Genomic DNA, 14941 nt, shown 5'->3' with positions numbered 1-14941 from the left:
AGCCGCCCCACCGTCCAGCCGGCCGCGCGCCGGCGGTCCAGGCCGAGCGCCTCGGTGACCGGACCGTCAACCGGCCGAGCAGGGCGCCCCGTCGAGCGTGAACCCGGTCGGTGCCGTGTTGGTCGCACCCTTGCTGCCGGTGAAGCCGACGGTGACCGAACCGCCGGCGGCGATGGTGGACGTGTACGAGGCGGGGGTCACGCTCACCGAGCCGCCGCTCTGGTTCGGGGTCCCGCCCCACATGTTGGTGACGCTCTGGCCGTCCGGGAAGGTGAAGGCGAGCTTCCAGCCGGTGATGGCGGCGGTGCCGGTGTTGCGGATGGCGATCTCGCCCTGGAAGCCGCCCTGCCACTCGCCGACGATCCGGTAACCGACGGAGCAGGTCCCGCTCGGGGCGCCGGCCGTGGTGACGTTCACCGTGGCCGAGCGCGCCGAGCGGTTGCCGGCCGCGTCCCGGGCGTAGACGGCGAAGGTGTACGGCGTGGCGGCGGTGAGGCCGGTGACGGTCACGGAGGCGGTGGTCGAGGCCGCGACCTTGGTTTCCGTGCTGCCGCTGACGCGCACGACGTCGTAGCCGGCGACGCCCACGTTGTCCGTGGCGGCGGTCCAGGCGAGGGTGGCGGACGTGGCCGTCACGGCGGAGGCGGCCGGGGTACCCGGAGTCGTCGGCGCCTGGGTGTCACTCGGGTTGCCGCCGCCGAAGACCGTCGCTTCCTCGGCGGTCTCGGCGATGCCGTTCACGCCGTGGAAGATGCGCTCGCCCCAGGAACTCAGCTGCTTCGGGTCGAAGTTGGTCGCCAGGTCGAGGATCGGGTCGGTGTTGCCGCTCCAGGACCAGGCCAGGTAGCCGAGCTTGAGCTGCTGGGCGGTGGCCATCATGGTGTCCTCGTCGGGGTCGCCCCACTGGTCGGCGGGGCCGCCGAACTCGCCTATGACGATGGGGAGTCGGGCGTCGACGAAGGCGTTCAGGTAGTCCGTGATCTCCGTCGCGGTGTCGAAGACGCTGTACATGTGGATCGAGAAGATCAGGTTGCCGGTGGTGTCGGCGGCGTACACGGACCGGGCGTTGGCGCGCATGACGCCCTGCCAGTCCTGGCCCCAGTTGGGTGCGTCCACCATGATCGTGTGCTCGAATCCGGCGGCGCGCAGCTTCTTCACGGCGGCGGTCGTGGGCTCGGTCCAGCCCGCGGGGTCGGTGTTTCCCCAGGGCTCGTTGCCGATGTTGATGATGATGTAGTTCTCCTGGCCGGCCAGTACGTCCTTCAGGCTGATCCAGTAGTCGGCCGCGTGGTCGAGGGTGCCGGCCGCGGCCTCCTCGCCGTATCCGGTGGTGTCGTGCACCTCCAGGACGCAGATGAGCCGGTTGGCCTTGCACTGCGCGACGACGTTCGCGACGTCGGCAGCGCTGTTCTTGGCCCAGCGGTAGCCGTCGGAGAGGACCACGCGGACGGTGTTGGCGCCCAGCGCCTTGATGTCGGCCAGCGACTGCGTCTGGTTGGGGTACCAGGTGTGGGCGTGGTTGACGCCCCGCATGACGAAGTCGTTGCCGTTGCCTTCGACCAGCCGTCCGTCGCTGATGTGCAGGCCGGTGGCCGCCTGCGTGCCGGACGACTCGGCGTGGGCCACGGCCGGGCACAGGGCGCCGACGACGGCGAGTCCGACGAGGGTCGCGAGTGCGGCCAGCAGCGTGGTCAACGGGTTCCGTCGTGTCGTGCTTCTTGTTCTTCTCACTGCGGCTCCAGGGAGGGGTGAGCGCCAAGAAACTCAGGCAATGGATTGAGGCATGGGAGCGCTCCCATAAAGCCATCACGTCGGGTACACGTCAAGACATCGCGCAAAGCTGTGCGCCCCGGGGCGCGGTCTCAGACCGGGAGGGAGAGCACGTGGCAGCCCCAGCCGTCCAGGTCGACGTACAGTCCACCGTCGGTGAGTTCGCCGCCGTCGCGGTCGTACGTCCGCCCGGTGAGCAGGTCGCTCAGCCGGTGCTCCCGCCCCCGCAGGTCGTCCCAGGGCAGGGGCACGCGTGCCTGGGCCGGGTGGCCGGAGTAGTTCACGACGATCAGGTGCCGCGCGTCCTCGTCGGTCCAGGTCCAGGCCAGCAGGTGGCGGTGGGTGTCGTTGTCCGGCCAGCCCGCCGGGTCCGCCTGCCGCCAGGTGCCGCGGCGTACGGCGGACGCGGCCGGCAGCAGACGGCCGTAGAACTCGCGCGTCTCCTCGTCGACCGCTTCCCGCGGCCTGCGGGTGAGGAACACCGGTGGGCGCACCCTGCGGCCCTCGAACTGGCCCTCGTGCCAGAGCGTCGCGCCGGGCAGGGTGGCGACGGCCACGGCCGCCGCCCGTCCCCGCGCGCCGGGCACGGCCGCGGCGGCCCTCGGCTCGTCGTGGTTCTCCAGGAAACGGACGAGACCCTGCTGGTAGGCGAGGTCCGCCCGGAGATGGGCGCGGACGGATGCGGCGTCCTCGTGGAGGAGGCGGTCGTAGAGGCGTTTGTCGTAGCAGTGGTCGAAGCCCTGTCGCTGGAGGGCACTTTCGAGGTCCCAGTAGGCCTCGGCGACGAAGAGGAGGCCGGGGTGGCGCTCGCGGACGCGCGGGACGACGTACGGCCAGAAGTCCTCCGCGGGCGGCCGGCCCGCCCGCTCTCCCCAGGTCTTCGCGAAGATGTCGTTCATCATCAGCATCGCCATGTCGCAGCGCACGCCGTCCGCCTGGTCGCCGATGGAGACGAGCGTGTCCACGGTGGCCGCGCGCAGGTCGTCGCTGAACGCGTTGAGCTGGACCACGTCCGGCCAGGGCGGGAAGTACGGGTCGCGGCCCCGGGCGTAGATCCGTCCGCCGGTCTCGACGAAGGCGTCGGGTGCCTGGGCGAGGTCGTCCGTCGTGCCCTGGATCAGGCGGTCGGGGCGGTCGGTGAGCCAGGGGTGGTCGGGGGCCACGTGGTTGGGGACGTAGTCGAGGATCAACCGCAGTCCGCGCGCGGCCAGTTGGGCGCGGGCGGTGGCCAGGCCCTCAGGTCCTCCGAGACAGGCGTCGACGACGTAGGTCCGTACGCAGTACGGGGATCCGGTGACGTCCGCCCCGGTGAGATCGGGCAGGGCCTCGTGGAAGGAGGCGAGGAGCCGCTCGTCGCGCAGGGCGATGCGCAGTCCGGCCGGGCTGCGCTCCCACACCCCCATCAGCCAGACGGTGTCGACGCCGGGGCGGGCCACGTCGTCCCAGACCTCGCCGGGCACGTCACCCAGGCCGATCGTGCGGCCGTACCGCCTGCTCAACTCGCCCAGCCACACCAGGGTGTTGATCTCGAAGACGACCGTCATGACAGCGGCTCCTCCCACTCGTGCGTGGGCTTAAGGGAGTCCCGGCCGCCGCGGTGCCAGTCGTCGGCGCTGATGGTGTGGAACAGCGTCGCGGTGGCCGCCACCAGACCCGTCCAGCCGGTCTGGTGGGAGGCGCCGAGGCCCGCCCCGTTGTCGCCGTGGAAGTACTCGTAGAAGAGGATCAGGTCCTTCCAGTGCGGGTCCTTGGCGAACTCGGGCCGGCTGCCGTGCACCGGGCGGTGGCCGTCGGGGTCGCGCAGGAAGGTGGAGGTGAGCCGGCCGGCGATCTCGCGGGCGACCTCGTACAGGTTCATCCGCCGGCCGGAGCCGGTCGGGTACTCCACGGTGAAGTCGGGGCCGTGGTAGCCGTGCAGGTTCAGCAGGGCGCGGATGAGGAGGATGTTGACCGGGAACCACACCGGGCCGCGCCAGTTGGAGTTGCCGCCGAACATGCCCGAGTCGGACTCGGCGGGAAGATAGCCGACGCCGTACGTCCGGCCGTGCACCTCGAAGGTGTAGGGGTGCTCGGCGTGGTGGCGGGAGAGTGAGCGGATGCCGTGCGGGCCGAGGAACTCGTCCTCGTCGAGCATGCGGGCCAGGATGCGGCGCAGCCGGTCCTCGCCGAACAGGGCGAACAGATAACGGCCGTCGACGGTGGGATCGGTGGTGGCGTGCCGCGAGACGTACGCCTCGACGGCCGGGTGCCGCCCGACGAACTCCTGGGCCCCCTCGACCAGTTCGGGGAAGACGCGGTGTGCCCGGCCGCCGATCACGCTGGTCGCCGCGAGCGGTATCAACCCGACGAGGGAACGCACCTTCAGCGGCGTCGCGGTGCCGTCGGGCAGCCGCAGGACGTCGTAGAAGAAGCCGTCCTCCTCGTCCCACAGGCTGGAGTTGTCCTTGCCGATGCGGTTCATCGCGACGGCGATCCACGCGAACTGCTCGAACAGCATCTGCGCCTGCTCGACGTAGACCGGGTTGTCGACGGCGAGTTCGATGGCGATGTCGAGGAGGTTCTGGCAGTACAGCGCCATCCACGCGGTGCCGTCCGCCTGGTCGAGGTGGCCGCCGGTGGGCAGCGGGGCGCTGCGGTCGAAGACGCCGATGTTGTCGAGGCCGAGGAAGCCGCCCTGGAAGACGTTGTTGCCGTCGACGTCCTTGCGGTTGAGCCACCAGGTGAAGTTCTTCATCAGCTTGTGGTAGGCGTTCTCCAGGAAGGCCCGGTCTCCGTGGCCGGTGCGGTGCTTCTCCAGTTCGTAGACGAAGAGCACCGCCCAGGCGTGCACGGGCGGGTTGACGTCCCCGAAGTTCCATTCGTACGCCGGGATCTGGCCGTTGGGATGCAGCAGGAGGCGCCGCAGCAGGAGCGCCAGCTGGCCCTTGGCGAAGCCGATGTCGACCATGGACAGCGGAACGGTGTGGAAGGCGAGGTCCCAGGCCGCGAACCACGGGTACTCCCAGGTGTCCGGCATCGACATGACCTCGTCGTTGACCATGTGATACCAGGCGCTGTTGCGGACCCGCGGGTCGGCGGAGAGCGGGTCGACGCCATGTTCGGCGAGCCAGCGCTCGACGTCCAGGTAGTAGTACTGCTTGCTCCAGAGCATTCCGGCCAGCGCCTGCCGGACCAGGTGTCGCTGTTCCTCGTCCACGCCGTCGGGGGTGACGTCGTCGTAGAAGGCGTCGGCCTCGGTGCGGCGGATGTCCAGGGTCGCTTGGAACTCGCCCCAGGGGTCGGGGAGTTCGGCGTCGGTCAGGCGCAGGCGGATGGTGGCGCTCGCGCCTGCGGGGACGGTCAGGACGTGGTGGACGGCCGCTTTTGTACCGGTGCGCTCCGGGTTGACGGCGTCCGTCTCGCCGTGGACGACGTACCGGTCGATGCCGTCCTTGACGTACGGCGTGGTGTTCGCGCTGTTGAAGATGCGCTCGTTGTTGGTCTCGTTGTCGGTGAAGAGGGTCTCGGCGCCCTCGAAGTAGAGCCTGCGGGTGCCGAGCTCGTCGTGGTCGGCGCGGACGGCCCCGTCCTCGGCACGCAGAGTCGGCACCGCCGAGCCGCCCGCCCACGACCAGGTGTGCCGGAACCAGAGCGTCGGCAGCAGGTGGAGAGTGGACTCGTCCGGGCCGCGATTGTGCGCGGTGATCTCGAGGAGCAGGTCCTCCGGTCCGGCCTTCGCGTACTCGACGAACACGTCGAAGTAGCGGTCCTCGTCGAAGACGCCGGTGTCCAGGAGCTCGTACTCGGCGTCGTGGCGGTCGCGGGACCGGTTGGTGTCGACGAGGTCGGCGTAGGGGAACGCGCCCTGCGGGTACTTGTACAGGAACTTCATGTACGAGTGCGTGGGCGTGCTGTCGAGATAGAAGTAGTACTCCTTGACGTCCTCGCCGTGATTGCCCTCAGCATTGGTCAGGCCGAACATCCGTTCCTTGAGGATCGGGTCGCGGCCGTTCCACAGGGCGAGGGCGAGGCACAGGCGCTGTTTGTCGTCGCTGACGCCGGCGATGCCGTCCTCGCCCCAGCGGTAGGCGCGGGAGCGGGCCTGGTCGTGGGTGAAGTACGACCAGGCGTCACCGTCGGGGCTGTAGTCCTCCCGGACCGTGCCCCACTGGCGCTCGCTCAGATACGGGCCCCAGCGCCGCCAGGGCGCCGAGCCCGCGTCGGCCTGAGCCAGCCGTCGCCGCTCGGCGTCCGGTGCGCCCGCGTCACTCGCCATCGCCCGCTCTCCTCACTGCCCGGCAGCACATGCGTCAATACGTCCACGCGTCAGGACTGCGTCGGTCCCGGACCGGGCCGCGATGCCGAAGGGCCGTGAGGAAACGGGCGACGGCTTCCGCCAACCTACGCGATTTCGACGAGCAGGTCGCCGCCCTCCACCTGCTGGATCTTGTTGATGGCCAGCCGGGACACGCGTCCGGCCTTCGGGGCGGTGATCGCGGCCTCCATCTTCATCGCCTCGATGGTGGCGACCGTGGCCCCGGCGTCCACCTCGTCGCCCTCGGCGGCCGTGAGGGTCACGACCCCGGCGAAGGGCGCGGCCACGTGCCCGGGGTTGGCGCGGTCGGCCTTCTCGGTGACGGGGAGGTCGGAGGAGGCGGCGGCGTCGCGGACCTGGATCGGCCGCAGCTGGCCGTTCAGGGACGACATCACGGTGCGCAGGCCGCGTTCGTCGGCCTCGCCGATGGCCTCCAGCGCGATCAGGAGGCGGACGCCGGGTTCGAGGTCGACGGCGTACTCCTTCCCGGGCCTGAGGCCGTAGAAGAAGTCCTTGCTGTCCAGGAGGCTGGTGTCGCCGTAGGTCTCGCGGTGCGTCTCGTACTCGCGCGTCGGGCCGGGGAACAGCAGCCGGTTGAGCGTGCCGCGCCGGTCCTTCTCCAGGCCGGTGCGGTCCTCGGCGGTCAGTTCCTGTACCGGCTTGGCCTCGGCGCGGCCCTGGAGCGCCTTGCTGCGGAACGGCTCCGGCCAGCCGCCGGGCGGGGTGCCCAGCTCGCCGCGGAGGAAGCCGATGACGGAGTCGGGGATGTCGTACTTGTCGGGTGCCGCCTCGAACTCCTTCGGTGACACGCCCGCGCCCACGAGGTGCAGGGCGAGGTCGCCGACCACCTTGGAGGACGGGGTGACCTTCACCAGGTGGCCGAGGATGCGGTCGGCGGCGGCGTACATCGCCTCGATGTCCTCGAAGCGGTCGCCGAGGCCGAGGGCGACGGCCTGGGTGCGCAGGTTGGAGAGCTGGCCGCCGGGGATCTCGTGGTCGTAGACGCGTCCGGTCGGGGAGGCGAGGCCCGCCTCGAAGGGGGCGTAGATCTTGCGGACGCTCTCCCAGTACGGCTCCAGGTCGCCGACGGCCTTCAGGTCGAGGCCGGTGGGCCGTTCGGAGTAGTCGGTCGCGGCCACGATGGCCGACAGCGACGGCTGCGAGGTGGTGCCCGCCATGGAGGCCACCGCCCCGTCCACGGCGTCCGCGCCGGCCTGGATCGCCGCGAGGTAGGTGGCGAGCTGGCCGCCCGCCGTGTCGTGGGTGTGCAGGTGCACCGGCAGGTCGAACTCCCGGCGCAGGGCGGAGACCAGTTTCGCGGCGGCGGGTGCCCGCAGCAGGCCGGCCATGTCCTTGACGGCGAGGACGTGGGCGCCCGCGTCCACGATCTGCTCGGCCAGGCGCAGGTAGTAGTCGAGGGTGTAGAGCTGCTCGTTCGGGTCGGACAGGTCGGAGGTGTAGCAGAGGGCGACCTCGGCGATGGCCGTCCCGGTGGCGCGTACGGCGTCGATGGCCGGGCGCATCTGGCCGACGTCGTTGAGCGCGTCGAAGATGCGGAAGATGTCGATGCCGGTGTGCGCGGCCTCCTGCACGAAGTGGTCGGTCACCTCGGTGGGGTATGGCGTGTAGCCCACGGTGTTGCGGCCGCGCAGCAGCATCTGCAGGCAGATGTTCGGGACGGTCTCGCGCAGGGCCGCCAGGCGCTCCCACGGGTCCTCGGCGAGGAAGCGCAGCGCGACGTCGTAGGTGGCGCCGCCCCAGCACTCCAGGGACAGCAGCTCGGGCAGGGTGCGTGCCACGACCGGGGCGACGGCGAGCATGTCCTTGGTGCGGACGCGGGTGGCGAGGAGCGACTGGTGGGCGTCGCGGAAGGTGGTGTCGGTGACGCCGATGGTCGGCGACTCGCGCAGCCGGCGGGCGAAACCCTCGGGACCGAGTGCGGTGAGCAGTTGCTTGGAGCCGGCGGGGGGCTCGGTGTCGGTGACCGGCGGCAGTTTGGTGCCGGGGTCGATCAGGTCGGGCCGCTCGCCGTGCGGCTTGTTCACCGTCACGTCGGCCAGATAGGTCAGCAGCTTGGTGCCGCGGTCGGCGGAGTGACGGGAGGTGAGCAGGTGCGGGCGCTGCTCGATGAACGACGTGGTGACCCGGCCCGCCTGGAAGTCCGGGTCGTCGAGGACGGCCTGGAGGAACGGGATGTTGGTGGACACGCCCCGGATGCGGAACTCGGCCACGGCACGCCGGGCGCGGTTGACGGCGGTGGTGAAGTCCCGGCCGCGGCAGGTGAGTTTGACCAGCATCGAGTCGAAGTGGGCGCTGATCTCCGTACCGGCGTGGGTGGTTCCGCCGTCGAGCCGGATGCCGGAGCCGCCCGGTGAGCGGTAGGCGCTGATCCGGCCGGTGTCCGGGCGGAAGCCGTTGGCGGGGTCCTCGGTGGTGATACGGCACTGGAGGGCGGCGCCGCGCAGGGTGACCGTCTCCTGGGTCAGGCCGAGGTCGGCCAGGGTCTCGCCGGCCGCGATGCGCAGCTGGGCCTGGACGAGGTCGACGTCGGTGACCTCTTCGGTGACCGTGTGTTCGACCTGGATGCGCGGGTTCATCTCGATGAAGACGTGGTTGCCCTGGCGGTCGAGGAGGAACTCCACGGTGCCCGCGTTGCGGTAGCCGATCTCCCGGGCGAAGCGCACCGCGTCGGCGCAGATCCGCTCGCGCAGCGCCGGGTCGAGGTTGGGCGCGGGTGCCAGCTCGATCACCTTCTGGTGCCGGCGCTGCACCGAGCAGTCACGTTCGAAGAGGTGGATGACGTCGCCCTGGCCGTCGGCGAGGATCTGCACCTCGATGTGCCGGGGTTCGACGACCGCCTTCTCCAGGAAGACGGTGGCGTCGCCGAACGCGGAGGCCGCCTCGCGGGCCGCCGCCTCGATGGACTCCCGCAGCTGCGCCGGCTCCTCGACCCGGCGCATGCCGCGCCCGCCGCCGCCGGCGACCGCCTTGACGAAGACGGGGAAGCCGATGTCGTCGGCGGCTCGGACCAGTTCGTCCACGTCGCTGGAGGGCGCCGAGGAGCCGAGGACCGGGACACCGGCGGCGCGGGCGGCGGCCACCGCGCGGGCCTTGTTGCCCGTCAGCTCCAGGATCTGTGCGCTCGGTCCGACGAAGGTGATGCCCGCCTCCTCGCAGGCGCGCGCGAGGTCGGGGTTCTCGGACAGGAAGCCGTACCCCGGGTAGACGGCGTCGGCGCCGGCCTGGCGGGCTGCGCGGATGATCTCCTCGACGGAGAGGTAGGCCCGTACGGGATGCCCCGGTTCACCGATCTCGTAGGCCTCGTCGGCCTTGAGCCGGTGCAGTGAGTTGCGGTCCTCGTACGGGAAGACGGCGACGGTCCGCGCGCCCACCTCGTATCCGGCGCGGAAGGCGCGAATCGCGATCTCACCACGGTTGGCGACCAGTACCTTGCGGAGCATTCCCGATCCCTTCGGCCTGCCGGTGAAGGACACCATGGTCCCGGCTATACCCCGACCCTGCCATGAGACCCGGGTCACGTCGAAGGAATGTCACGGGCTGGAAAATGCCAGACGCGCGGAATGGGACGGGCAAGGAATGACACGGGCGGCGCATGGGGCGGGCTCAGACCGGTCCGGGACCCGCCCCGCCCTTCAGACGCTCCAGATCCGAGGGGCGGACCTGGATGACCAGGAGGGCGATCAGCGCGGCGACCGCGGCGAAGACCGCGGCCACGACGAAGGCCGCCGAGACCCCTGAGGTGAGGACCTCGTCGGACCAGGGGCTCGGGAGCTGCCCGGTGTGCTGGAAGCGCAGGCGCTCGGCGGGGGTCGCCTCGGACAGGAAGCGCGGCACCTGTGCGGCGGCCTCGTCCGTGCTGGCCGTACCGAACATCGTGACCAGGATGGACAGCCCGAGCGAGCCGCCGACCTGCTGGGTGGCGTTGAGGAGTCCGGAGGCCGCGCCGGTCTCCCGGGGCGAGACGTCGGACAGGGCCATCAGGGTGAGCGAGACGAACTCCATGCCCATGCCCAGGGCGAAGACGAGGATCGGGCCGAGGAGGCTGCCCGCGTAGGTGGAGTGGACGTCGGTGAGGGTCAGCCAGGCCAGGCCCGCGGCGGCCAGGAGCGCGCCGCCCACCATGAAGGGCTTGGGGCCGTACGTCGGCAGGAACCGCGAGGCCAGCCCGGCGCCGACCGCGATGACCGCGCTGACCGGCAGGAAGGCGAACCCGGTGGCCAGCGGGCTGAAGTTCAGCACGTCCTGCACGAAGAGGGTGAGGAAGAAGAACATGCCGAAGATCGCGGCGGCGAGGCAGAGCATGATGCCGTAGGTGCCGGCGCGGTTGCGGTCGGCGAACATGTGCAGTGGCGTGATCGGCTGCGTGGACCCGCGTTCGACCAGGATGAAGGCCGCGAGGACGACGACGGCCCCGGCGAACGAGGCCAGCGTGAACGGGTCCCGCCAACCCTCCTGCGCGGCCCTGATGAACCCGTACACCAGCAGGACCATGCCGGCGGTGGAGGTCAGCGCGCCGGCGATGTCGAAGCGGCCCGGGTGGCGTTCGGACTCCCTGATCCAGCGGGGCGTGGCGAGGGCGATGAGCAGCCCGATCGGGACGTTGACGAACAGGACCCACCGCCAGTTCAGCCACTGCACGAGCATGCCGCCCGCGAGCAGCCCGATCGCGCCGCCGCCCGCCGAGACCCCGGCGAACACCCCGAAGGCCCGGTTGCGTTCGGGGCCTTCGCGGAAGGTCGTGCTGACCAGCGAGAGGGCGGTCGGGGAGGCGATGGCGCCGCCGACGCCCTGGAGGGCGCGTGCGCCGAGGAGTTGGGCCTCGTTCTGGGCGAACCCGCCGAGCAGGGAGGCGAGCGCGAACAGCAGCACGCCGAAGACGAACACGCGCCGTCTGCCGAGGATGTCGCCGGTGCGGCCGCCGAGCAGCAGCAGGCCGCCGAAGGTGAGGGTGTAGGCGTTGACCACCCAGGCCAGGCTGGTGGTGGAGAAGCCCAGGGAACGCTGGATGTTCGGCAGCGCGATGTTCACGATGGTGATGTCCAGGACCACCATCAGCTGACACGAGGCGATGACCAGCAGGGCCATCGCGTGTCCGCCACCGCCCGGTTCCCGGGTGGTGGCCTGGGGCGCGGAGGTCGGCTGCGGGCTGCTGCTCATGGGGTGCCGTCTCTCGGGGGCTCAGGCCCTCGCGACGCATGGGTGGACGTGGCGTCCACCGTTCGACCGTACGCCGGTGCTACGGGTCTCACCACTCGAACGCCGGGGCCGGGACGGGTCACTCCCAGACGACGACATTGCGCCGCACCGGCACCGTGGAGGCGTCGGCGGCGAACAGTTCCGGCGAGTGCGCGCGGATGCGTTCGATGTCCTGGAAGACGGCCCGCAGATGAGTGCGCATGGCGGTGCGGGCGAGCGGGACGTTCCCGCCGACGACCGCGTCGAGGATCTCGTGGTGCTGGGCGGCGAACACGGCCGGGGACACGTTCTCGTGCAGGCCGAGACGCCGGGCCCGGTCGAGGTGGCCCTTGGCGGCGGCGACGGTGGTCCAGACGTCGCCGTGGCCGCTCAGCCGCATCAGGCCGTGGTGGAAGGCCTCGTCGAGGGTGAAGAACTCCTCCAGGTCGAGGTCCGCGTGCCGCTGGCGCTTGAGGTTGTCCCGCAGTTCGTCGACGAGTGCGGCGTCGAGGTCGCCGGGCAGGTCGTCGAGCGAGGCGAGTTCCACCGCCTCCCGCAGGAACTGCGCGTCGGCGACCTGCGCCGGGTCCACCCGGGAGACGAACGACCCGATCTTCGGGAAGACCTGCACCAGGCCCTCCTGGCTCAGCAGGATCAGGCTCTCTCGCACCGGGGTGCGGCTGACGCCCAGCGAGGCGGCGAGCTCGTTCTCCGACAGGGCGGCGCCCGGGGCGAGTTCGAGGGTCAGGACCATCTGGCGCAACTTCAGGTAGATGTCACGCCGACTCGTCCGCCGGCCGTTGGTAGGAGCCATGGGCCCATCGTACGTAGACCGGCGACCAAGTATTGCCCTGCTCCACGACAAGTGCTTGTATACAAGTACTTCGCGACCGAGAAGGCGAACGAGAAGCCGCCCGCGAAGCCGACCGAGGAGTCCGCCTCGGAGCACTCGAAAGGGTCCGCCGAGGAGTCCGACCAAGGAGCCGCAGTGAGCAGGATCGAGCGTGTGGAGGTGTTCGTCGCCTCCCCCGGCCGCACCTTCGTCACCTTGCGCATCACCACAACCGACGGCGTGACCGGACTCGGTGACGCCACCCTCAACGGCCGTGAACTGGCCGTGGCGAGTTATCTCCGCGACCACCTGGCCCCGCTGCTGACCGGCCGGGACCCGGCCCGCATCGAGGACATGTGGCAGTACCTCTACAAGGGCGCCTACTGGCGGCGCGGGCCGGTCACGATGACCGCGATCGCCGCCGTCGACACCGCCCTGTGGGACATCAAGGGCAAGGTCGCCGCTCTGCCCGTCTACGAGCTCCTCGGCGGCCGCTCCCGGGACGGCGTCCTGGTCTACTCCCACGCCAGCGGCACCGACGTGCCCTCCCTCCTGGACGACGTCGAGCGCTATCTGGAGCTGGGCTACAAGGCCGTCCGGGCGCAGGCGGCGGTTCCCGACATCGGCGGGACGTACGGGGTGCGCAAGGGCAAGGTCTACGAGCCCGCCGCGACCGAACTGCCCGAGGAGCAGCCCTGGGACACCGAGGCGTACCTCGGCTTCGCGCCCACCTATCTGGAAGCGGTACGGGAACGCTTCGGCTTCGGTTTCCATCTGCTGCACGACGTGCACCACCGGCTCAGTCCGATCGAGGCGGCCCGGTTCGGCAAGAGCGTCGAGGGCTGCCGGCTGTTCTGGATGGAGGACCCCACCCCGGCCGAGAACCAGGAGGCGTTCCGGCTGATCCGGCAGCACACCACGACGCCGATCGCGGTCGGCGAGGTGATGAACTCGATCTGGGACGTCCAGCACCTGATCACCGAGCAGCTCGTCGACTACGTCCGCACCACCGTCGTGCACGCCGGCGGCATCACCCACCTGCGGCGGATCTTCGACCTCGCCGCCCTGTACCACGTACGCACAGGCTCCCACGGGGCGACCGACCTCTCCCCTGTCAGCATGGCCGCCGCCGTCCACCTCGACCTGACCGTGCCGAACTTCGGCATCCAGGAGTACATGGGCCACCCCGACGAGACCGCCGAGGTGTTCCGTTCCGGGGTCACCTTCGCCGACGGGATGCTGCACCCCTCCGAGGAGCCGGGCCTGGGCGTCGAGTACGACGAGAAGGCGGCCGAGCGGTTCCCCTACCAGCGGCGCTATCTTCCGGTCGCGCGCCGCCTCGACGGGTCGGTGCACGACTGGTGAGCGCTCTGCTGAACCGTACGGCGGCCGGCCGGCTCGCTCCCGGGCTGCGGCCCGCGGTCGATCCCGCCGCGCTGCGCACCCGGGTCGTCCACTTCGGTCTCGGCGCCTTCCACCGGGCGCACCAGGCGGTGTACACCGAGCGTGCCGCCGCCCTCTCCGGCGAACCCTGGGGCATCACGGCGGTCGCACCCCGGTCGGCGCAGACCGCACGTGCCCTGCGGGACCAGGACTGTCTGTACTCGGTCACCGAACGCCGTCCGGACGGGCACCGCACGCGGGTCGTGGGTTCGGTCGTGGACGCGCTGGCCATGGGACCCGACGCCAAGGCCGTCGACGCCCTGCTCGCCGACCCGGAAGTGACGGTGGTGACGCTCACCGTCACCGAGAAGGGCTACCACCGCTCCCCCTCGACCGGCGGACTGGACAGCGCGGCCCCGCCGGTCGCCGCCGACCTCGCGGCGGCCTCCTCCGGGCCGCTCGGCACGGTGGTCGGGCGCCTCGCCGCCGGTCTGGCGGCGCGGATGCGGGCCGGCGCGCCGCCGATCAGTGTCGTGTCCTGCGACAACATGGCGGACAACGGTGGCGCGCTGCGCCGGGTCGTCCACGACTTCGTCCGGGCGTCCGCCTGGCCGGACCGGGCGCGGGTCCTGGACCTGATGGCCTCGTCCGTCGCCTTCCCCGCGACGGTCGTGGACCGGATCGTGCCCGCGACCGCCGAGTCGGACCGGGCGGCGGCACAAGCCGCTCTCGGTGTACGCGACGCCCTGTGCGTGGCGGCCGAGCCGTACCGGCAGTGGGTGCTGGAGGACTCCTTCGCCGCGCCCCGGCCGCCCTGGGAGCGGGACGGCGCCCTGTTCGTCCCGGACGTGACGCCGTACCAGCTGACCAAGCTGCGGCTGCTGAACGGCTCCCACTCGGCGCTGGCCTACCTCGGCACGGCCGCGGGCCTCACCACGATCGCCGAGGCGATGGCGGCCGACTGGGGCGAACGGCTCGTGCGGGCGCTGTGCGCGGAGGTCGCCCCGACGCTCCCCGCGGGCCACCCCGATCCGGCGCGGTACGCCGAGGACCTTGTCGTACGGTTCCGCAATCCCGCGATGCGGCACCTGCTGCGGCAGATCGGCACCGACGGATCCGTGAAGATCACGGAACGCTGGCTGCCCGCACTGAGGACTCTGCGGGCCCGTGGTACGAGCACGCCCGTGCTGGAACTCGCCGTCGCCGCCTGGGTGTTGAGCACCCGCCCGGCCGACGGCACCCTCCCCGACCCGGCGGCCGAGGCGCTCGCCGGCTGCTGGAAGACCGGGGAGCCCGCCGCCCGCCCGGCCGAGACGGTACGCGCGGTGTTGCGCGTCCTCGGTGCGGCGGACCTGGCGGCGGACGACGCCCTCGTCGCCGCCGTCGCCGACCGGCTGCCCGCACTGCGGGCCGGACGCGTCGAGATCTGACCCCGGACCGCCTCTGTACCACCCCGTGTCCCCAGC

At 71.2% G+C, this 14941-nt stretch carries 8 protein-coding genes; 2 read left to right on the top strand and 6 right to left on the bottom strand.

The features are described from left to right. Positions 1–66: 66 nt before the first annotated feature. The 6 genes from ACIBK3_RS20025 to ACIBK3_RS20000 all read right to left on the bottom strand — a co-directional run bounded on the left by ACIBK3_RS20025 (position 67) and on the right by ACIBK3_RS20000 (position 12074). Entirely contained in the window at positions 67–1731 is a 1665-nt protein-coding gene (locus ACIBK3_RS20025; protein WP_399367084.1) for a cellulase family glycosylhydrolase, read from the bottom strand. 131 nt (positions 1732–1862) lie between these two features. Continuing rightward, complete coding sequence (locus ACIBK3_RS20020; protein ID WP_399367082.1) at positions 1863–3314, bottom strand: alpha-amylase; 1452 nt, start codon at positions 3312–3314, stop codon at positions 1863–1865. Beyond that, positions 3311–6025 carry an MGH1-like glycoside hydrolase domain-containing protein gene (locus ACIBK3_RS20015; RefSeq protein ID WP_399367080.1) on the bottom strand — a complete coding sequence of 905 codons (2715 nt, stop codon included), beginning with the start codon at positions 6023–6025 and terminating at the stop codon, positions 3311–3313. Before ACIBK3_RS20015 ends, ACIBK3_RS20020 begins: the two co-directional genes overlap by 4 nt. A 125-nt stretch (positions 6026–6150) precedes the next feature. After that, positions 6151–9525: a pyruvate carboxylase gene (locus ACIBK3_RS20010; protein WP_399367078.1), complete on the bottom strand. Its 3375-nt coding sequence runs from the start codon at positions 9523–9525 to the stop codon at positions 6151–6153. Between the two features lie 163 nt (positions 9526–9688). Beyond that, positions 9689–11170 (bottom strand): MFS transporter, encoded by a 1482-nt coding sequence (locus ACIBK3_RS20005; protein ID WP_399367803.1) that lies wholly within the window; start codon positions 11168–11170, stop codon positions 9689–9691. A 190-nt stretch (positions 11171–11360) separates the two neighbouring features. After that, the gene (locus ACIBK3_RS20000) at positions 11361–12074 is read right to left on the bottom strand and encodes a GntR family transcriptional regulator (protein ID WP_399367076.1); all 714 of its coding nucleotides are present in this window, start codon (positions 12072–12074) and stop codon (positions 11361–11363) included. A gap of 174 nt (positions 12075–12248) precedes the next feature. On the opposite strand from ACIBK3_RS20000, the gene manD reads away from it, so the two are divergent. Next, positions 12249–13457, top strand: a complete 1209-nt coding sequence (gene manD, locus ACIBK3_RS19995; protein ID WP_399367801.1) for a D-mannonate dehydratase ManD — start codon at positions 12249–12251, stop codon at positions 13455–13457. Further along, on the top strand, positions 13454–14905 hold the full coding sequence (locus tag ACIBK3_RS19990) for a mannitol dehydrogenase family protein (RefSeq protein ID WP_399367074.1): 1452 nt from the start codon (positions 13454–13456) through the stop codon (positions 14903–14905). Before manD ends, ACIBK3_RS19990 begins: the two co-directional genes overlap by 4 nt. The last annotated feature ends 36 nt before the right edge of the window (positions 14906–14941 follow it).

The organism is Streptomyces sp. NPDC050287 (assembly GCF_044459385.1).
Lineage (GTDB): Bacteria > Actinomycetota > Actinomycetes > Streptomycetales > Streptomycetaceae > Streptomyces.
The sequence above is the reverse complement of the archived record's forward strand: the minus strand, read 5'-3'. Positions and strand labels throughout refer to the sequence as shown.

What these genes read in the sequence shown, in the direction of transcription:
- ACIBK3_RS20020 (WP_399367082.1), bottom strand. Translation starts at nt 3,314, where the DNA reads ATGACGGTCGTCTTCGAGATCAACACCCTGGTGTGGCTGGGCGAGTTG.
- ACIBK3_RS20015 (WP_399367080.1), bottom strand. Translation starts at nt 6,025, where the DNA reads ATGGCGAGTGACGCGGGCGCACCGGACGCCGAGCGGCGACGGCTGGCT.
- ACIBK3_RS20010 (WP_399367078.1), bottom strand. Translation starts at nt 9,525, where the DNA reads ATGCTCCGCAAGGTACTGGTCGCCAACCGTGGTGAGATCGCGATTCGC.
- ACIBK3_RS20005 (WP_399367803.1), bottom strand. Translation starts at nt 11,170, where the DNA reads ATGGCCCTGCTGGTCATCGCCTCGTGTCAGCTGATGGTGGTCCTGGAC.
- ACIBK3_RS20000 (WP_399367076.1), bottom strand. Translation starts at nt 12,074, where the DNA reads ATGGCTCCTACCAACGGCCGGCGGACGAGTCGGCGTGACATCTACCTG.